This is a genomic window from Brevundimonas sp. GCM10030266 (genome assembly GCF_042666595.1).
GTDB lineage: Bacteria > Pseudomonadota > Alphaproteobacteria > Caulobacterales > Caulobacteraceae > Brevundimonas.
Window position 1 is genome coordinate 64,457 of record NZ_JBHTCY010000002.1, and the last position, 17,009, is coordinate 81,465.

Annotated in this window: 21 protein-coding genes; all 21 read left to right on the plus strand. The window is 66.2% G+C overall.

Features of this window, described 5'->3' with window-relative positions; genetic code table 11:
- Positions 1–9: 9 nt before the first annotated feature.
- Positions 10–1,131: a DUF2213 domain-containing protein gene (locus ACFQQC_RS06885; RefSeq protein ID WP_376861022.1), complete on the plus strand. Its 1,122-nt coding sequence runs from the start codon at positions 10–12 to the stop codon at positions 1,129–1,131.
- Positions 1,132–1,144: 13 nt separating this feature from the next.
- The gene (locus ACFQQC_RS06890) at positions 1,145–1,594 is read left to right on the plus strand and encodes a hypothetical protein (RefSeq protein WP_376861024.1); all 450 of its coding nucleotides are present in this window, start codon (positions 1,145–1,147) and stop codon (positions 1,592–1,594) included.
- 13 nt (positions 1,595–1,607) lie between these two features.
- Positions 1,608–2,699 carry a DUF2184 domain-containing protein gene (locus ACFQQC_RS06895; protein ID WP_376861026.1) on the plus strand — a complete coding sequence of 364 codons (1,092 nt, stop codon included), beginning with the start codon at positions 1,608–1,610 and terminating at the stop codon, positions 2,697–2,699.
- A 3-nt stretch (positions 2,700–2,702) separates the two neighbouring features.
- Positions 2,703–3,047: a hypothetical protein gene (locus ACFQQC_RS06900; RefSeq protein ID WP_376861028.1), complete on the plus strand. Its 345-nt coding sequence runs from the start codon at positions 2,703–2,705 to the stop codon at positions 3,045–3,047.
- Positions 3,048–3,050: 3 nt separating this feature from the next.
- Complete coding sequence (locus tag ACFQQC_RS06905) at positions 3,051–3,527, plus strand: DnaT-like ssDNA-binding protein (protein ID WP_376861030.1); 477 nt, start codon at positions 3,051–3,053, stop codon at positions 3,525–3,527.
- 25 nt (positions 3,528–3,552) lie between these two features.
- Positions 3,553–3,792, plus strand: coding sequence for a hypothetical protein (locus ACFQQC_RS06910; RefSeq protein WP_376861031.1), 240 nt, complete (start codon positions 3,553–3,555; stop codon positions 3,790–3,792).
- A 65-nt stretch (positions 3,793–3,857) separates the two neighbouring features.
- Positions 3,858–4,823 carry a phage minor head protein gene (locus tag ACFQQC_RS06915; RefSeq protein WP_376861033.1) on the plus strand — a complete coding sequence of 322 codons (966 nt, stop codon included), beginning with the start codon at positions 3,858–3,860 and terminating at the stop codon, positions 4,821–4,823.
- Complete coding sequence (locus ACFQQC_RS06920) at positions 4,820–5,194, plus strand: hypothetical protein (RefSeq protein ID WP_376861035.1); 375 nt, start codon at positions 4,820–4,822, stop codon at positions 5,192–5,194. The genes ACFQQC_RS06915 and ACFQQC_RS06920 overlap by 4 nt, the downstream gene beginning before the upstream one ends.
- Positions 5,194–5,592: a hypothetical protein gene (locus tag ACFQQC_RS06925; protein ID WP_376861037.1), complete on the plus strand. Its 399-nt coding sequence runs from the start codon at positions 5,194–5,196 to the stop codon at positions 5,590–5,592. The genes ACFQQC_RS06920 and ACFQQC_RS06925 overlap by 1 nt, the downstream gene beginning before the upstream one ends.
- Positions 5,589–6,020: a hypothetical protein gene (locus ACFQQC_RS06930; protein ID WP_376861038.1), complete on the plus strand. Its 432-nt coding sequence runs from the start codon at positions 5,589–5,591 to the stop codon at positions 6,018–6,020. The genes ACFQQC_RS06925 and ACFQQC_RS06930 overlap by 4 nt, the downstream gene beginning before the upstream one ends.
- A 48-nt stretch (positions 6,021–6,068) precedes the next feature.
- Positions 6,069–6,449 carry a hypothetical protein gene (locus ACFQQC_RS06935; RefSeq protein ID WP_376861040.1) on the plus strand — a complete coding sequence of 127 codons (381 nt, stop codon included), beginning with the start codon at positions 6,069–6,071 and terminating at the stop codon, positions 6,447–6,449.
- 59 nt (positions 6,450–6,508) lie between these two features.
- Positions 6,509–6,826: a hypothetical protein gene (locus ACFQQC_RS06940; RefSeq protein ID WP_376861042.1), complete on the plus strand. Its 318-nt coding sequence runs from the start codon at positions 6,509–6,511 to the stop codon at positions 6,824–6,826.
- 74 nt (positions 6,827–6,900) lie between these two features.
- Positions 6,901–7,113 (plus strand): hypothetical protein, encoded by a 213-nt coding sequence (locus tag ACFQQC_RS06945; RefSeq protein WP_376861044.1) that lies wholly within the window; start codon positions 6,901–6,903, stop codon positions 7,111–7,113.
- A gap of 90 nt (positions 7,114–7,203) precedes the next feature.
- Positions 7,204–8,313, plus strand: a complete 1,110-nt coding sequence (locus ACFQQC_RS06950) for a hypothetical protein (protein WP_376861046.1) — start codon at positions 7,204–7,206, stop codon at positions 8,311–8,313.
- 173 nt (positions 8,314–8,486) lie between these two features.
- Positions 8,487–8,939 (plus strand): hypothetical protein, encoded by a 453-nt coding sequence (locus ACFQQC_RS06955; protein ID WP_376861048.1) that lies wholly within the window; start codon positions 8,487–8,489, stop codon positions 8,937–8,939.
- A 101-nt stretch (positions 8,940–9,040) separates the two neighbouring features.
- Positions 9,041–9,241, plus strand: coding sequence for a hypothetical protein (locus ACFQQC_RS06960; protein WP_376861050.1), 201 nt, complete (start codon positions 9,041–9,043; stop codon positions 9,239–9,241).
- A 68-nt stretch (positions 9,242–9,309) separates the two neighbouring features.
- Positions 9,310–11,634, plus strand: coding sequence for a hypothetical protein (locus tag ACFQQC_RS06965; protein ID WP_376861052.1), 2,325 nt, complete (start codon positions 9,310–9,312; stop codon positions 11,632–11,634).
- Entirely contained in the window at positions 11,634–12,218 is a 585-nt protein-coding gene (locus ACFQQC_RS06970; RefSeq protein WP_376861054.1) for a hypothetical protein, read from the plus strand. The genes ACFQQC_RS06965 and ACFQQC_RS06970 overlap by 1 nt, the downstream gene beginning before the upstream one ends.
- Positions 12,218–12,841, plus strand: coding sequence for a hypothetical protein (locus tag ACFQQC_RS06975; RefSeq protein WP_376861055.1), 624 nt, complete (start codon positions 12,218–12,220; stop codon positions 12,839–12,841). Before ACFQQC_RS06970 ends, ACFQQC_RS06975 begins: the two co-directional genes overlap by 1 nt.
- Positions 12,842–12,849: 8 nt before the next feature.
- Positions 12,850–13,272, plus strand: coding sequence for a DUF6950 family protein (locus tag ACFQQC_RS06980; protein ID WP_376861057.1), 423 nt, complete (start codon positions 12,850–12,852; stop codon positions 13,270–13,272).
- Positions 13,272–16,973 (plus strand): hypothetical protein, encoded by a 3,702-nt coding sequence (locus ACFQQC_RS06985; protein ID WP_376861059.1) that lies wholly within the window; start codon positions 13,272–13,274, stop codon positions 16,971–16,973. Before ACFQQC_RS06980 ends, ACFQQC_RS06985 begins: the two co-directional genes overlap by 1 nt.
- Positions 16,974–17,009 lie beyond the last annotated feature (36 nt).

The window sequence follows — 17,009 nt, forward strand, 5'->3', positions numbered from 1 at the left end:
ACCGTCCAGATGATCATCAAAGACAGCCTGACGCTCGACGCGTCGGGGCTCAAACTCACGCGTGACGGTTTCCTCGTCGGGGAGGCTCGTGTCTCCCGCGCCGGGAACGTCCAGCAGTATCTGGGCCGCGAGTTGGGCCTGACGGGCGACGCAGCCGCCAAGAGCTTCGGAGTCTACCGAGACCCGGACGTCGTGTTCGACAGCGCGTCGATGATGTCTCTGGCCGGACGGCCGGTCACCCGCAACCACCCCAAGGACGCCGTTACGGCGGCCAACTGGAAAGACCTCGCCGTGGGCCAGGTCGGCGGCGTGATCCGGCGCGACGGTGAGCACGTCGTCGCCCCAATGGCGATCATGGACGCGACCGCCGCGAAAGAGGTGCACGACGGCGCTCGCTGCCTGTCCGCTGGCTACACCGTCGATGTTGTCCCCGCCGAGGGCATCGCCCCGGACGGCACCCCTTACCAGTTCAAGCAGGCCGGCGAGCTGCGGTTCAACCACGTCGCCTACCTGCCCGACAACAATCCCCGCGCCGGAAACACCCGGATCGGAGACGACCGCATCGAGGATCGGGGCACCCCCGATGCGCACCGCCCGCCCCTCAACCATGGAGACCGTCGCATGACGCTCAAGACCATCATCGTGGACGGCCTCCCGGTCGAGACCACGGACGCGGGTGAAGCCGCGATCAACCTGCTGAAGAGCAAGCTGGCTGACGCCGGCGCCGTTCTTCAGACCGCCAAGACCGACCACGCCAAGGCCATTGAGGCCAAGGACGCGGAGCTGGCCAAGAAGGACGCCGAGATCGACGACCTGAAGACCAAGGTCATCGACGGCCCCGCCCTCGACAAGATGGCCGCCGAACGCGCCGACGTCGTCACCAAGGCCAAGGCGCTGGACGCCAAGGTCGTCACCGATGGCAAGACCAACGGCGAGATCAAGCGCGCCGTCCTGGGCGACGCCGCCAAGGACAAGTCGGACGCCTACGTCGACGCCGCCTTCGACCTGAAGACGGCCGATGTGAAGCCGGGCGACCCGCTCCGCAAGGCCATCACCGACAGCGCCCCCGCCGGCGGCGGTGTTCAAGCCGCCTCCATTCGTGACGCCGCGCGTCTCGCCAGCCTGAACTAAGGGAGCCACGCACATGGCCGTCAATCAGGATACCTACACCGACACCATGGCCCCCGGTTATCCGGGCATGGTCGCCAACGGTGAAACCAGCAACCGCATCTCGCGCACCTGCGAAGACTCCGCCGGCATTCCGTTCGGCGTCCCTGTCTATCGCGGCGTCGGCGACCACGGCTGCACCCGCACGCCCGCCGCCGGGGCCTTCCTCGGCATCTCCATCGCGCATGAGGTTCTCGGCCTCCTGCCGGGCCAGACCGTCGACCGCTACCAGCAGTACGACAGCGTCGCGATCATGCCGCTCGGCGTGATCTGGGTGACGGCCGATGAGGCCGTGACCGATGGAGCCCCGGCCTACGACACCGGCTCCGCCATCGTCGACACCGTCGGCAGCAACACCGCCCTGACTGGGTGGTCCTTCGACACGACCGGCGCCAATGCGGCCCTGGTCAAGCTCGCCAAGCGCTAAGGGGCATCAGACCATGATCATCAACTTCGCTGATGCGACCGGCGGTGTTTGCACCGACGCCGCATCCTTCCTCGCGCTCGACGCCAACCAGCGCGAGCTCGCCTTCCGAAACTGGGCCGCGTTCGACGCTGCCCTGGCCGCCACCTTCGGCGATCAATCGCAGGAGTTCTTCGTCGACGCCCAGATCGGCCGGGCCTTCCTGACCCCGCAGCTCTATCGCATCGAGACTCAGGTCTACATGCGCAAGTACCCGAATGCCGACCTGACCGGGCTGATCCCGATCAACACGAACGGCGACATGTGGGACGTCGGAACCGTGTTCTACAGCATGGACGAGGTCGGCCGGGCCGAGTTCCTGTCGGGCAAGGGCTTTGACATGCCCTACGCCGGCACCCTGACCAACCAGAACAGCCGCGGCTTCCAGCTGGCGGGTATCGGCTACGAGTGGTCGACGCAGGAGCTGCAGCGCGCCGCCAAGCTCGGTCGCGCCCTGGGCACCGACAAGGCTGCCGCCGCCCGCAAGGCTGCGCAGTTCTTCAAGCGCTCCATCGCCATGACCGGCCGCGCCCCGGGCACCGCGGCGAGCGAGAAGGGCTGGACCGGCTTCGTCAACGACCCGAACGTCCCGACCGCCAACGTGGCGGCCGACGGCACCGGCTCGACCACGCCCTGGGCGAACAAGACCCCGGACCAGATCAGCCGGGACATCTGGGGCGCCGTCAACGCGGTCGAGCAGCAGACCGGCGAGACCCACACCGCGACCACGGTGGCCCTGCCGACCGAAAAGCTGCGATACATCGAGCAGACCCGCATGTCGGACACCGGCTCGACCATCCTGGCGTACATCCGCGGCAACCGGGACGGCGGCGACAACATCGCCTTCAAGCCGATCCGCGAACTGAAGGGCGCCGGAGCTTCGGGCACCGACCGTCTGGCGGCCTACGACTCCTCGGAAGAGGTCGTCCAGTTCCACCTGCCGGGCGACCACGAGTTCCTGCCCGCGTTCCAGAAGTCTTCCATGACCTATGAGGTCGGCGGCATCATGAACGTCGGCGGCACCGAGGTTCGCCTGCCCAAGGCCATCACCTATCGGGACGGGATCTAAGCCATGGCGAAGTTCACCAACTACACCGCCGGCCCCAAGGGCGTGCACACGACCAAGGGGCTGGTCTACGTCGAGGCCGGCAAGTCCGCCGAACTCGACGTCAGCGAGGGCGAACTGGCGGCCGCGAAAGCGACCGGCTGGTTCGACAAGCACAACCCGCTGGACCACGACGACGACGGCGCCAGCGGCGGCTCGAAACCCGGACAGGGTGACGAGCTGGCCGACAAGACCGTCGCCGAACTGAAGGCCATCGCCGAGGCCGAGGCGGTCGATCTCGGCGACGCGACCAAGAAGGCCGACATCATCGCCGCCATCGAACTGGCGCGCGAAGAGAAGGCCAAGGCCTGACCGATGGCGGGCTACGGATCAGACGCGGGGTTCTCGGACTGGTTGGCCAGCAATGGCTACCAGCTGCCCGCCGAAGCGCCGGAGCCCGCCGTCCTTCGCCAGCGCGGCAGCGTCTACATCGACGGCCTTTACGGGTCTCGGTTCGTGGGCGTTGCCGCCGACGGCTTTCAACAGGAGCGGGCATGGCCCCGGACCGGAGCCGAAGCGCTCGGCCAGACCATTCCGTCCACGGTGACCCCGGTCGCCATCGAACATGGCAGCTATGCCGCCGCCTTCCACGAGGCGATGAACCCCGGCTCGCTGAGCGCGGCCGCTTCGGCATCCAGGCAGGTGAAGCGGAAGAAGATCGACGTCATTGAGACGGAGTTCTTTGAGGGCAGCGGTGATGCTGTTGCCGACAGCACGGTGCGTCTGGCCGTCGTCGAAGGACTGCTCGCGCCGTTCCTCACCGCCCCGCAGATCGCGGTGTTTGTGGTCTGACATGACCTGTGACACTGTTCCGGCCATGAGCCGTCATCTCGACCCGAGCGATCCGTGCTTCACCGCGCACAAGATGCCGATGCTCATGGCCAATGAGGCGCTGGAAGATCTGATCTCGTCAGGCGACAACCTCCAACAGGCCATCCTGCGCGACGCCAGCACCGCCGAGCAGCAAAAGATCCGGGAGGTGGCCATGGCTCAAGCCGAAAGTTACCTCGACCTGATGGCCCAGGCGGCCACTCACGTCCGGGCCCTCAAGCCCTAAGCATCGACATGGCAAGGCGACCGTCTCAACGACAGCTCTTCCGGGAGCTGGCGGCGAAGTTTGGCGTGGATGTCGCTGAAGCCTTCATGGCGGGCGTCCGCGACCTCAAGGAAGGCGTCCAGCTGCAGCGGGTCATCAGTGCCCTGCAGCGAGGTGACCTCCAAGCTGCCCAGGATGCCCTGAACCTCAACCGCGCCGCCTTCCATCCTCTGGAGGCCAAGCTCACCGAAGCTTTCGTCGCGGGCGGCCAGGGCGCCGTCGCCTCGATGCCCGTCGCCGTGAGTGTCGGCTTCCGGTTCGACCCCGGCAACCAGCGCGCCGCGACGTGGATCCGCTCCTTCGCCGGCAGCCTGATCGCCGGTCTAATCGAGAATGAGGTTCAGCAGGCGCGAGACATCCTCGCCGACGGCATGGCGCGGGGCGCGTCGCCCCGGTCGGTCGCCTTGGAGCTTGTGGGGCGGGTAACCCGCACCGGCGCTCGGGAAGGCGGCCTGATCGGCCTGTCTGGGCCGCATCGTGACTATGTCCGCACCGCCTACGCCGAACTGACCTCCGGCGACCCGGCGGCCCTTCGCCACTATCTGACCCGCGCCCGCCGCGACCGACGCTTCGACCGCACCATCACCAAGGCCATCCGAGAGGGCCGCGCCATCCCGGCCGAGACCGCCCGGACCATCACCGGAAGATACTCGGCCCGCCTCCTCCAACTCCGCGGCGAGGTCATTGCCCGAACCGAGGGTCTCCCCGCCATTCGGGCCGCCAAGCGCGAGGCATTCCAGCAGCTGCTCGATGATCGCCGGGTCGATGCCATGGAGATCGTCCGCGGCTGGAGCACCACGACCGACGGACGCCAGCGCGACACACACGACGCCATGAACGGCCAAGAGGTCCGGGGCCTCGACGCCCCGTTCGTCAGCCCGAGCGGCGCTCACTTCCACTACCCCGGCGACCGCAGCCTTGGCGCTCCCGCCGAGGAGGTCATCGCCTGTCGCTGCGACGAATACATCACCATCCGGAGGTGGCCGCTGTGAGTATTCTGGACGGCGTGGCCGCTGATGCACTGGCCGACTTCGGCGACGACTTCGGCGATGGCGCCCTAACCATCCCCGGCGGGCGCGTCCCTGATGGCCAAGGCGGCTGGAAGACTACCAACGCGCCCACCTATCCCTGCAAGGCGCTGCTGACCGATTACAGCGACTACCGCCGTCTCACGCTCGGCATCCCGGCGACTGACCGGCTGGTGCTGGTCCTCGGCGCCAGTCTTCCCGCGGGGATCATCCCGGCCAAGGGCCACAAGATCACCGTGCCTGACCCGGCCAAGGGTCTCGCCCCGGCAACGTTCGAGGTTATCGCCAAGACCGGCGACCCGGCGGCGGCGCTCTACAAGCTGCAGGCCCGCTGATGGCCCGCGTCACCATCGACGTCCCCGCCCTCGACAAGCTGACCGGTGACGCCGCTGAGAAGGGCCTGCGGGGCGCGCTGGGCGAATACGAGCGCATCCTCAAGACCGACGTGCTGAACCGTCCCGGCACCGGACGACAGTACGGCAAGCACACCGCCTCTGCGCCCGGCCAGCCCCCTGCCCGCGATCTCGGAAACCTCGTCGCCAACACCAACGCCGACACCAATGTCCGGCACGATGGAAACGATGTGGTCGGATCGGTCGTCGCCAACGCCGCCTACGCCAAGCCGCTGCATGAAGGGACCGAGCGCATCGCCGCCCGCCCGTTCATGGATGTGCCGGCGAAAGAGAACCAGCGAGCCCTGACAGACGCCTTCGTCAAAGGGGCCAAGGGATGAACAGCACCAAGACCATTTATGAGCGTCTGATCGGTGCGCCTGATGTGGTCGCAGCGCTGGACGTCTTCGACGGGCTTCCGGCTATTTTCGAGGAGCTGGCGCCGGACGATTATCTCGCCGTGCAGGAGAAGTTCTGCATCGTGATTGCTGCGCCTTCGTCGGACATCGACGCTTCCACACTCACAGATACGGCCCGCGAGGTCGTCCAAGACGTACGGTCATATGCCAGGATTTCAGGTTCGGTTGCCGATCTCGGCGACTTTGCCCGCGCTGTCCGCGACCTCTTCCACGCCCGCCCTGACGATCTGACGGTCGAAGGCGGGCGCTGTTCTCTCGTCACCGCCACGGGGCCGGTGGCGGCGCCTACGACTGATCCCTCGCTGGTCGGTCGGCGCGTCTCGCTCCGGCTTCTCTTGGAAAGGAACTGACCAATGGGCGCCAAGCAGGCTCAAGGTTATCTCGCTCTCGAAGTGGACATGTCGTCCACCTCCACCCCGGACTGGGAGCGCGTCGATCGCGTGACCGTCGCCAATGGTCTCGGCTTCGGTGAGAACCGGATCGACACCACCAACTTCGACACTCCGGAAGGCTCGACGGAATCGATCTCCGGACCGCGGCCGAACCAGCCCCTGACGGGCACCTTCCAGGACGACCCGGACAGCCTGACCCAGCAGAAGCTGCACGAGGCCGGCGACAGCAACACCCCGCTGGGCTTCCGCCTGATCCGCGGCACGAAGGCCCAGGTCTTCAACGCCGTCCCGGTCCTGACCATCAGCGGCTCCGTCGGCGGCGTCGTCACGTACAGCTACAGCCTGACCCCTGAGGCCAAGCCGACCCGCGCCACGGTGACCCCGTAATGCAGGACGCCCGCCTAGGCATCGTGCGCCTCCCGCTCTCCGATGGGCGGGAGGTGGCGTTGAGCCTGACCTTCGAAAGGCTCGATGCCATCGGACCGGCAGGCTATGGCGAACTGTTCGGCAAGGTCGCAAAGGGCAAGGCCGGATCGGCGCTAGCCCGGGCCCAGCTTCTCGAGCATTTCACCGACGGCGCGATCAGCGTCGCCGACGTTCAAGCTGATCCCACCGCCTATCCCGTCGTCCAGACCACGAAGGCACTCTGGCAGGCGTGGGAAATCGCGCAGTACGGCCCGGCAGGGAGGCCTGCCGTGGACGGCGCCGCAAACCCTCCGAGCCGCCGCCCGACCCTGTTGGCGCGGCTCTTCACGAAGCGCTGAAAGCAGGGCTCACCGAGGCTGAGTTCTGGAAGCTGACGCCCTTCCGCTTGGGGCAGGCGCTCAAGGCGCGCGGCATGGCCCGGTTCGAGGCCTCAATCTACGGCGGGTGGTTCGGCGAGCGCTTCGCTCGCGAAGAGCGGCTACAAGGGCCCCAGCACTATGTCCGGCAGTTCCTGCATCCTGAGCAGGCAGAGCAAGACGCTGAGGCCATGGCCGACGCCGAGTTTGAACGGATCTCGCGCCAGTTCGGGATCGAGGTTGTGGAACTTGAAGTGAGGAGCAGCTAGCTCGCGGGGGGGGGCTTAAACTTAATACGGGAAGATTCGACAAATCCCCAGACTCGGTTGTAGCAGTACGAAAAATCGGGGCGGGGGCTTATGAGTACGATAACGGTCGACCTGAATTCAAAGGTTGTGCCCGCGGCGCAAAAAATTTGGATCGTGCATCCTGGCCGGAACCGTAGCCACATCGACACCTTCGAGAGTGCTGGCGTAGTTTTCCTTGAGTTTCCCGCGCTAGCCCTTCGGCCAGAGATAATCGCCGATGACAGTCTGCTCAGACAACGCATTCGTTACTCGACTGCTGTAAAGGCTAATAAGGGCTTCGTCAGGGATGACGGAACGCCAATTCACATCGCAGATTACCCCACTGCGGCCGATACGGATGTTTCTGTTCATCTTCGGACTGTGAAGCACCTGACCACGCGCATGATGGCTGGTGACTTGGTAATTGTCCCCGGTCGAGGCGCTGGCGGAGCTGTCCTCTTCGGCGAAGTTGCCGGTTCCTTCTTCCCGCAGAAGAGCATTCGCGCGGCGGGTCTCCCCTTCGCTGACACGCCCGTCCGCGAAGTCAACTGGCTGACTAAGAGGTCCAAACTCGAACTGCCCGCCCACTTGGTCAAGTTCTTCGAGAAGCCGCCAGCTATCGCAGAGGTCGGGCGAGATCGATGGTCGGAAGGCTTCTTCGACTTCGCGTACGACGCCTACAGTACGGACGCCCGGTCATGGGTGTCACTGGATGCGCCGCAGTATGACGGCTCTGACATTCTTAGCTTGGTACCGCCTGCGGAACTTCTAGCCCTCGCCGTCTCGCTTTACCGCGCGATGGAGCAGCGGGCTGACCTAACTGGCCTCGACTACGACCAGATCATCGCACGGTTCTATGATCACGACGCCCTAGCAGAAGCGCAAATGCGTTTTCAGTCGCCAGGCCGTTACAACCTGAAAGACAAAGACGCTAAGCTTGCCAAGTGGATAAACGGTTTTGTCGCTCTTGCGCTAGCTGGTGCCCTTTCCGCTTGCAGCAACGGCGATCATATCGAATTCACAAACAAGCAGGCCCCTAACGACCCTGCTAATGCGGAGCTAACAGCTATGATCAACATGGCTGGCCAGTCGGCTGGAGGGGCGGTGCTGACAAAAGCGGAAACTCAGGCGCAGCATGCGCAAAGCAAGCTGGGGATGTCTGCGCCGGCAACCGTCCGATGATTGCCTCTGTCTGGTCCACCTTGAAACTCTGTGCGCTCCGGATCTGGCATGGCTGGAAGGCGCTATGGAGGGTCGCTTGGGGCACGGAGACGCCTTTAATCGTCACAGTTTCGCTCGCCCTCCTAGCGGCTTGGCTTTCACCCATTGTGACTGAGAAATTCGAACGACAAAGAATGCGTTCTGAATACGTACTGACCAACCTGAAGGAACTGAACAGTTTGATCTCGGACGTGTACGTGAACGTTTCCGCGATCAATCACGCGGTTGCGGATGGTCAACCTGCGCCTGCCGAAAGTGTTCAGCAAACGCGAGACGCTCTGGCTAAACTTAACTGGAAAGCCGTTGAAACGGCCGCGATGCTTCCGCGAGATCAGCGTGGCATCTTGAGGGATTTTCAAGCCCAAGCCTTGGAGGTTTCAAAGGCACTGGATGGCGACCTCGATATTGCCAAGTGCCAACTCTTGCTAACCAGAGTCAACGCCATGGCGTTGGGCGGGGCACAGGCGATCCAGGCGGTTGGAAAGTACGTTGAACTCGCTGCGCACGCAGCAAAGCCGGCGTTGGAGAGTTTTTTACCCAGGCCAAGCGTCGGACTTGAAGACGCCGGCTTGATCCAATCCGCTTGAGCCCTCCCTTCCATAACGTCAGCCATCCCTCGTAGGCGGGATCGAGGTTGTGGAGATCGACACTGCCGGATAGCGTTCACCTCGACCTTGGGAGGGATAGAATGCTCTGGAAAATCGTCGGTGGGGTGCTGATCGTTCTCGGTCTGGCGGTTCTGGCGCTTGCCATGACCATGGGCACAGAGGGCGCACCGGAGTTCGGCGGCGTCGCTACCATGCTCGCCTACGGCATCCAGTTGACCATCTTCGGCGTCGGCATGGTCGTGACCGGATTGATGTGCGTCATCATCTCGCGGCTCAAATAGGCCGATCAAAGCAGGCCAACGCAGAGGGCGGTTCTTCGGAGCCGCCCTTTTCAATTCCGGAGTGACGGATGTCTGATCGTGTCGTCGGCTCCGCCGAGTTCGAGCTCCGAGCAACCCTCGACAAGCTGAAGAAAGACCTGGCTGAGGCTCAACTGGTCCTCAAGCAGGCCACTGGGAATATGGAAGCCGACGCCAACCGATCGGCTGACGGGATTTCTGCGGGGATGAAGAAGATCGGGGGCGCGGTCGCAGCGGTCGTAGCATTTTCGATCGCAGCAGCAGGCGCACTGGTCGCGGTGGGCAAGGCCTCGATCCAGATGGCGGCCGACCTCAGCGACAGCGCCCAGCGGGTGGGCGTGTCCACCGACGTCCTTCAGGAGCTCCAGTTCGTCGCCCGAAAGACGGGCGGGGAGCTCGGCAATGCCGAGGCCGCAATCGACAGCTTCGGGAAGAAGTTCGCGAGCGCGGCCGCAGGCCTGTCCAAGGGCGACCTGGACGCCTTCAAGGCGCTCGGATTCAGTCAGGAAGACCTTCGTAACTTCGGTTCGGTCGAACAGGCCCTTGATGCCGTCATCGACCGCATCAGCGATCTGGGCACGGAGACTGATCGGACGGCAGCCGCCACTAAGGTAGGCCTCGGCGAGATGGCCAGCGCGTTCCGTGAAGGCGGCGACGCCGTGGCCCACCTTCGGGACGAGGCGCGGGATGCCGGGCATGTTATGGACGCCGAGCTGATCGTGAAAGGTGCGAGAGCACAAGAGAGGCTGGAGGATCTGTCCTCCGTCGTTTCGGTTGAAGTGGCAGAGTCCTTCGTGCTCGCCTCCGACGAGATCATCGCATTCGCCAACTCGCTGGCAGAGGCCATCGCCAAGTTCAACGACCTCTTGGCGGCGTGGAACCGGTGGAGGGATCGTTCCGAGTTCACCGGGGACTTCCCGGATGAGACGGAGCAGAACGCGGCCAAGTTCGGCGCTGCCGGCGCGCTCTTTGCTTTCGCCCGCAATCGGGTGCGCGCGGGCATCCGGGTTGTCACGGGAGAACAGGGCCGCCGAGAGGACGAGTACGAGGAATACGCCAGCCGCCGCGACTGGTGGAACCAGACTGTAGGCCAGTTCGAGACGAAAGAGCTTCCGCGCACCCCCGGCTCCCCCACGCTCACTCCGGTAGGACGCACGCCCCGGTCCGACAACTCGGCCCAGCGCGCCGCCGAGCGCGAGGCCCGCAGAGCTGAACGCGTCGAACAGGAAATCTACCGCGCCCGGCAGCGCCTGCTCGATGTGTCTGAGGGCGACCTGCTTACCGCCCAGCAGCGATGGGACCTTGCCGTCGATCAACTGCACATGGACCGCGAGGCCCGAGACGCCGAGATCAAGTCCAAGGTCGCGCGTGGCGAGATCAAGGAGGTGGAGGCCGAACAGCTGCGCCTTGCGCACGAGCAGGCCGACATCGTCGAAGATCGCATCCTCACCGACCGGTCGATCCTCGAAATCCGCGACGAGGAACTGGCCAACGCCCGTCTCCTCTCCGACCTGACCGCAGACCTCCTGTCGCTCCAGTCCGGCGCCGCCCGCACTGCCAAGGAGCGCCAGCAGATCGAACTTGAGCTTCTGGCGATCACCCAGAAGCAGCGCCGGGACGCGCTGGACGCCGAACTGAACAAGACGCCAGGCCTGACCGACGATGACCGCCAGCGCGCCTGGGACATGAACGGACGCCGCGAGGAAGCTGAGCGCGCCGCGGTGATCCGCAACAATCAAGGCCCGCTGGCCGAGTGGCGGGACGCCTCGCTGAAGACCGCCGACGAAATCTCCGAGGCCTATGAGCGGGTCGCGGCAAACGGTCTCGACGCCCTGAACGACGGCTTGGTTGATGCGATCATCAACAGCCGAAACCTGGGCGAGGTCTTCTCGAACGTCGCCAAGCAGATCCTCGCCGACCTGCTCCAGATTTCGATCCGTCGCGGCATCATTGAGCCGCTGGCGGGCACGCTGTTCCCCGGTGGAGGCCTCGGCGGGTTCGGCGGCGGCGCGGGCAACATTGGCTCCAGCCTGTTCGGCTGGCTGGGCAAGCTTCTGCCCCGCCGGGCCAGTGGTGACCTGTCATGGGCAGGCGGCATGGGCGTTTTCAATGAACTGGGAGGCGAGCTGATGACCCTCCCGAACGGCACTCAGATCATCCCGCACGACGTCTCAATGCGGATGGCGGCGGGCGCCGGCGAACGGCGTGGTAGCGGGGTTACGCGGGTGATCGTCGAGCCGAACGACGACCGCTTCAACGCCTACGTCGATGACCGCTCGGCCCCGCAGGCCGGAGCCGCCTTCAGTTCCGCGCGCAAGGCCGTGCCGGACGATATGGCCCGCCGCGACCGCTACACCCTCGGACGCCGCCGCTGATGGCTGCGCTGGTCCTGCCGATCTATCCCGCTCCGTCGTGGATGGGGATCGATCTGGTCACCTCGAAGAATGTCCTCGCGCCGGCCTATGGGGACGGCGAGCAGGAGATCGCCCGCAAGGGTAGCCGCTACGCCCTGACTTTCCGCATGCCGGTGATGCCCTACTTCCGCTCGATGGAGTGGGACGACCTCATGGCCGAGGGCGACACCGTGGTGATGAAGGTTCACCAGCCGGGCTTCAACACCGGTGCGCCCGGCGTTCCCTTGGTCAACGGCGCCGGCCAGTCCGGCAGTTCGCTGATCATCGACGGCCTGACGCCCAGCTATGCGATCCGCAAGGGCCAGTTTCTGTCGGTCATCACGGGCGGTCGCCGGTTCCTGTACCGGGCGCGGGCGACCGCGACGGCGAACAGTTCCGGGCAGGCCACTGTGCCGCTGCGGACCATGCTGCGCACCTCGCCAGCCGACAACAGCACCGTCGAGATCGCCCAGCCCATGATCGAGGGATTCGTCCGTGACCTCGGCGAGTGGGCCGTCGGGATCGATCGCCTTGTCGGCCTGCAGTTCACGGTTAGGGAGCGCTGATGGACGCCGCCCTCGTCACCGCCTTCCAGCAGGCGGCGGTCCTGAAATGCACTCTGATCCGGCTGGACATGGTCGGCGGGGCGATCTGCTTGACGGACGGGGGCTTCGTCGTCTTCGACGCCGCGGAGGGCAATGGGCCGGAGACCTACGTCAGCAACCATCCGACCTATGGCTCATTCGACAAGATCGGGTCGATCAAGGATGGCAGCGAGGCGGAGACGACCCGGATCGACGTGCCGATCTTTCCGGCTTCAGAGAACGCCGCAGCCGCCCTCGCCTCCCCCACGACCCAAGGCACTCGCGTCCAGTGGTGGGAAGGCGCGATCAACCGCGACACCGGCCTGCTGATCGGCCAGCCCGAACTGAAGTTCGACGGCGAGATCGACAAGGCGCGGTTTCAGGTCGGCGACAACTGGCTGCTGACGCTGGAGTGCGGGACGCAAGCCGAGCGCCAGCTTGAGCAGAATGCCGACTGGCGCCTCAACGACTCCTTCCATCAGCTGATCTGGCCCGGTGAGAAGGGCCTTTCCTTCGTCGATGGCGTGACCCGCAAAAAGGAATGGCGGAGCCGCCCGGAGAACCCCGGCGTCTTCAAGCGCCTGCTGAAGATCTTCGGGGGCTGACCTCAGACATGACCGACCTTCTCAAGCGGGCTGCGGCGACGCAGGCCTGTATGGACCGCTTTGCCTTCAAGCCGCTCACCCCGGAGGTTCATTGCGCCCGCCCCGCCGCGATGGCGATGCATCGGATGGGCCGGTCGGCGAAGCTGCTGAACGGCTGCAAAGGCAAGAGCTGGCCCGCTGTCCTGAAATACGTCCGGGGTCTCGGGTTCAAGGATCTGGTCGAGCTGATGGACGCCACGGGGCTGAAGCGTATCGCTCCCGCCGCGGCTCTGCCGGGGGACATCATTGCCCTCCCGGTCGGCGAGGATGACGCCTTCGGCTGCTCGCTGGCCGTCGCACTCGACAATGGCCGCGTTCTGGCCGCCAACGCCGCCACCGGCCTGATCGAGCCGATGGTCCCTCATCTCTTCGTCTGCGCCTGGAGGGTCTGATGTTCGCCCTCCCGGCCGCCGCGAGCGCCATGGCCGCCGTAGCTCCTGCCGCCGCAGCCAAGTTCTCGCTGATGGCGACGCTCAAGACGGTCGCCCTGAACGTCCTGACGAATGTCGCCCTGAGCGCGGCGATGTCGGCCTTCCAGCCGCAGGTCGGAAGTGGAGGCCGGACGTTCGAGTTCGTCATTGATCCCGACGGCCCCATTCCATTCGCCGCGGGCCGGATCGGCGTCGCCGGGTCCGTCATCCACCGGGACACCTTCGGCCCGGACCTGATGTACTACGGCATCCCGGCGGTCCTGTCGGGCGCCGGGCCGATCACAGCGATCGAGGCGGTCCGAGCTGACGACTACCCGCAGACGTTCGACGCCAATGGTGGGGCGACGGTCGAGCCCTACAATCAGGAGCTCTTCTTCCGCTCGGTGCTGGGCCATCAGCCCGCGCCGGTCGCGCTGAGCACCCCCGCCGGACTGAAGCACGGCTCGACACTGCCCGGCTGGACGGCTGCGCACAAGCTGTCCGGCAAGGCCGCCTTCCTCATGGTGATGGCGGAGAACAGCAAGGGTTCGGCCTTCCCGACCGGCGAGGTGAAGCCGCTCGTCACTCTGGTGGGCCTCAAGGGCTGGGATCCGACCAAGGACAGCACCTACCCGGGCGGCGTCGGAACCTGCCGCCTGAACGATCCCTCAACCTGGGTCACGCTGACCTGCCCGATCCTGTGGGCGCTGAAGTGGGCGCTGGGCCTGTGGGAGGGTCCGACGCTAAAGGGCGCCCCGGCACACGGCAGCAGCACCGACTTTCAGGTCGGTGGCATCGGGGCGAAGCTGGCCGGGATCGACGTCCCCGCCTTCGTCAACGCATCCAACATCGCCAAGGCTAACAACTGGACGGTTTCGGCCTACCCGAACACCGACGACGACAAGCACGAGGTGCTGAAGACCTTCCTGCAGGCTGGTGGAGCGATCTACTCCCAGCGCGCCGGGAAGATCAGCTGCATCAGCCGCGCCGCGCCGCGGACCAGCATCGTCACCATCAGCGCCGCCGACACCGCCGGCCCGCTGGAGATCGACACCGCCGCCAGCCGGATCGACCGCATCAACACCCTGCGCCCGCGCTTCTGGAGCCCAGCGCACCGCTGGCAGATGACGGCGCTGGACGGCGAGGTGACTGCGGCCTCGTACCGGACGGAGGATGGTGGGGTCCGGACCCGGGGTATCGACTACCCCTATGTCTCGAATGCGAAGCAGGCGGCCCAGCTGGCCGCGCTCCAGATCGCGAACACCCGCGAGGGCATCGCCGGGGTGATCCCGCTGAAGCCGCACATGCAGCGCATCCGTCCGGGCGACGCCTTCACCATCACCGAACAGGGCTTCGTCCTGAACGGGCTGAAGTGCCTGTGCCTGAACACCGACTATGATCCGTCGACCGGGATCGTGCGGGTGTCGTTCGTCAGCGAGACCGACGCCAAGTATCCCTTCGCACTGGGCCAGAACCCGGTCCCGCCTGAGCCTCAGGTGCTAACGCCGGTCGATCCGCGCACGGTGAGCCCGCCCACGCCCGGCGACTGGGTGATCACGCTGCGCCCGCCCGCGCCCGGCGGCGGTCAGCAGCCCGGCTTTGACCTGACCGGCGTGGTATCCAACGACACGGCCACGGCCATCATTGTCGAGACCGGACCGTCGGCCACGGGTCCGTGGGCGCAGGCCTATCAAGGCCCGCCGACGGTCACCACGATCCCGGTCGATGGCCTTCAGCCGGGCGCGACCTACTTTATCGCGGTCCAGTACCAGCGGAACCAGAACTACTCGGCGCGCTACGTCTACGGCCCCTACGTCGCCCCGGACCTGATCTCGGACGACACCCAAAACGTGGGCGGTGTCGCGTCGGATCTGCTGAACGCGCGGCTGGTGTCGGCGGAGGCGCTGGCCGAGGCGGCCCATGACGCGGCCGAGGAGATCCTGAGCGGCTATCCGTCGATCATGGATGCAATCGCCGACGCGATCGAGGCGCGCGATGCGTCGCTGGTCGCGGCGGAAAGCGCGGACGGGTCGGCGACGGCGGCGGCGGGGTCTGCAGCCGTGGCGGGCGTCTCGGCCGACGAAGCCGAGGAGCGTGCCCTGGCGGCGCTGGGTCATGCGACCTCGGCCGGGGCGTCGGCGGGGCAGGCGGACACCTATCAGCAGCAGGCGTCGGAGGCGGCGGAGGATGCGGTCTCGGCCAGCCTGACCGCGGGCACGGCGGCGGACACGGCCACGGGCGCAGCAGGGACGGCGACCGCCCAGGCCAGCGCGGCCAGCGGCAGCGCGACCTCGGCCGCCGCCTCCGCATCGGTCGCGGCGTCGCTGGGTTCGAACAACGCCAACCCGAACAGCCGGTTCGCCAACTGGACCGGGACCGCCCCGGCCAGCTGGTCGCTGTGGACGCCGGCGAACGGCGCCCTGAGCAAGGCGACCGGTCGCAATGGCCAGCCGAACGCCGCGCGGATCTCGAACACGGGGACCGGCAACGTCGGCCTGCTGGCGGGGCAGACGCGGGCGACCTCGACGGGCGGCGAGTATGTCGTCCTGTCGGTGGAGCTGACGCTGGTGAGCGGCTCGCTGCAGGGGGCGGGCGTCTATTTCGATGCGCGCAGCCCGGCGAGCTCGGTCAACTATGTGGTCCACAATCTGGCGGCCATCCCGGACGCGACGGGCACCGTGCGGGGTGCGGGCGTAGCGGGTCGGACCTATCGCTGGTCCATCCTGCGCGACGCGCGAGGAACCGACGTCGATCGGTATGACCTGATCGGTCTGAACCGCTGGTCCGGCTTCTCGCCGGCCGGGGCGGCGGTGATCGACTGGCATGTATTGGGCTGGCGTCCGGCCACGCCGGAAGAGATCGCGGCGGGGGTGGCCCTGCCGGCGTTGTCGGCCAGCGTGACTACGGTGTCGGAGGCCGTCGCCGATCTGGAAGACCAGTCGGCGCTGGCCCGCTTCCAGGTCGCGGCGACCTCGCCCGGCGGCGCGGCCATCCTGTCGCTTCTGTCGGACGTTCACGGCACGGTCGCGGGCCTGATGGCCGACAAGATCTATTTCGGCGAGAACACCTTCTTCGACGACGCGACCGACACGCTCAGGACGACCAGCAACGGCGTCCGGTCGGTGCTGGCGCTGGGCGCCTCGTTCGGGACGGATGGCCAGTTGCGGGAGTGGATGGGGCCGGACACCGTGGCCTTCTCGGCCATCAGCCGGGCCAATGCGTATTTCTATCGCGCCCATGCGACGCCCTATGTCGGCGGGTCCGGCCTGCCCTCGGCGGGCGCATCGGGCGGGGCGCTGCTGAAATCGGCGAGCACGTCGAACAACACGTCGAACAACACGACCTGGGTGGCCTGGGCGAGCGTCGCCTTTGCCGCCTTGCCGACGGGCGGCATGCTGAAGGCGACGGTCAACACTTCGGCCCTCGCGATCACGATCTCGCCGACCACCCTGTTCAGCGGCAACTGGCGCATCCGTCAGGGCGCGACGGTCCTGTGGAGCGGATCGTTCTTGGGCGACTCCGCGGCGCAGACCGCCGACATCATCGTGCCGGCGGCGGCGAAGGCCTCGGTGGCCAGCGGGGCGACGTCGCTGGTCCTGGAGATCCAGCGCGCCTCGGGAACGAGCAACATCACAGGCGGGGTGGACGTCTACCTCGAAGTCCAGTGGGTCGCTGGCGGCTGACCGCATTCCTCAACACCAGAACCGAAAGGACGCCTG

Coding starts and splice junctions, on each gene's coding strand:
- ACFQQC_RS06960 (WP_376861050.1), top strand. CDS start 9,041: ATGCTCTGGAAAATCGTCGGTGGGGTGCTGATCGTTCTCGGTCTGGCG.
- ACFQQC_RS06955 (WP_376861048.1), top strand. CDS start 8,487: ATGCGTTCTGAATACGTACTGACCAACCTGAAGGAACTGAACAGTTTG.
- ACFQQC_RS06945 (WP_376861044.1), top strand. CDS start 6,901: ATGGCCCGGTTCGAGGCCTCAATCTACGGCGGGTGGTTCGGCGAGCGC.
- ACFQQC_RS06890 (WP_376861024.1), top strand. CDS start 1,145: ATGGCCGTCAATCAGGATACCTACACCGACACCATGGCCCCCGGTTAT.
- ACFQQC_RS06965 (WP_376861052.1), top strand. CDS start 9,310: ATGTCTGATCGTGTCGTCGGCTCCGCCGAGTTCGAGCTCCGAGCAACC.
- ACFQQC_RS06985 (WP_376861059.1), top strand. CDS start 13,272: ATGTTCGCCCTCCCGGCCGCCGCGAGCGCCATGGCCGCCGTAGCTCCT.
- ACFQQC_RS06885 (WP_376861022.1), top strand. CDS start 10: ATGATCATCAAAGACAGCCTGACGCTCGACGCGTCGGGGCTCAAACTC.
- ACFQQC_RS06910 (WP_376861031.1), top strand. CDS start 3,553: ATGAGCCGTCATCTCGACCCGAGCGATCCGTGCTTCACCGCGCACAAG.
- ACFQQC_RS06930 (WP_376861038.1), top strand. CDS start 5,589: ATGAACAGCACCAAGACCATTTATGAGCGTCTGATCGGTGCGCCTGAT.
- ACFQQC_RS06895 (WP_376861026.1), top strand. CDS start 1,608: ATGATCATCAACTTCGCTGATGCGACCGGCGGTGTTTGCACCGACGCC.
- ACFQQC_RS06900 (WP_376861028.1), top strand. CDS start 2,703: ATGGCGAAGTTCACCAACTACACCGCCGGCCCCAAGGGCGTGCACACG.
- ACFQQC_RS06975 (WP_376861055.1), top strand. CDS start 12,218: ATGGACGCCGCCCTCGTCACCGCCTTCCAGCAGGCGGCGGTCCTGAAA.
- ACFQQC_RS06925 (WP_376861037.1), top strand. CDS start 5,194: ATGGCCCGCGTCACCATCGACGTCCCCGCCCTCGACAAGCTGACCGGT.
- ACFQQC_RS06970 (WP_376861054.1), top strand. CDS start 11,634: ATGGCTGCGCTGGTCCTGCCGATCTATCCCGCTCCGTCGTGGATGGGG.
- ACFQQC_RS06980 (WP_376861057.1), top strand. CDS start 12,850: ATGACCGACCTTCTCAAGCGGGCTGCGGCGACGCAGGCCTGTATGGAC.
- ACFQQC_RS06905 (WP_376861030.1), top strand. CDS start 3,051: ATGGCGGGCTACGGATCAGACGCGGGGTTCTCGGACTGGTTGGCCAGC.
- ACFQQC_RS06935 (WP_376861040.1), top strand. CDS start 6,069: ATGTCGTCCACCTCCACCCCGGACTGGGAGCGCGTCGATCGCGTGACC.
- ACFQQC_RS06950 (WP_376861046.1), top strand. CDS start 7,204: ATGAGTACGATAACGGTCGACCTGAATTCAAAGGTTGTGCCCGCGGCG.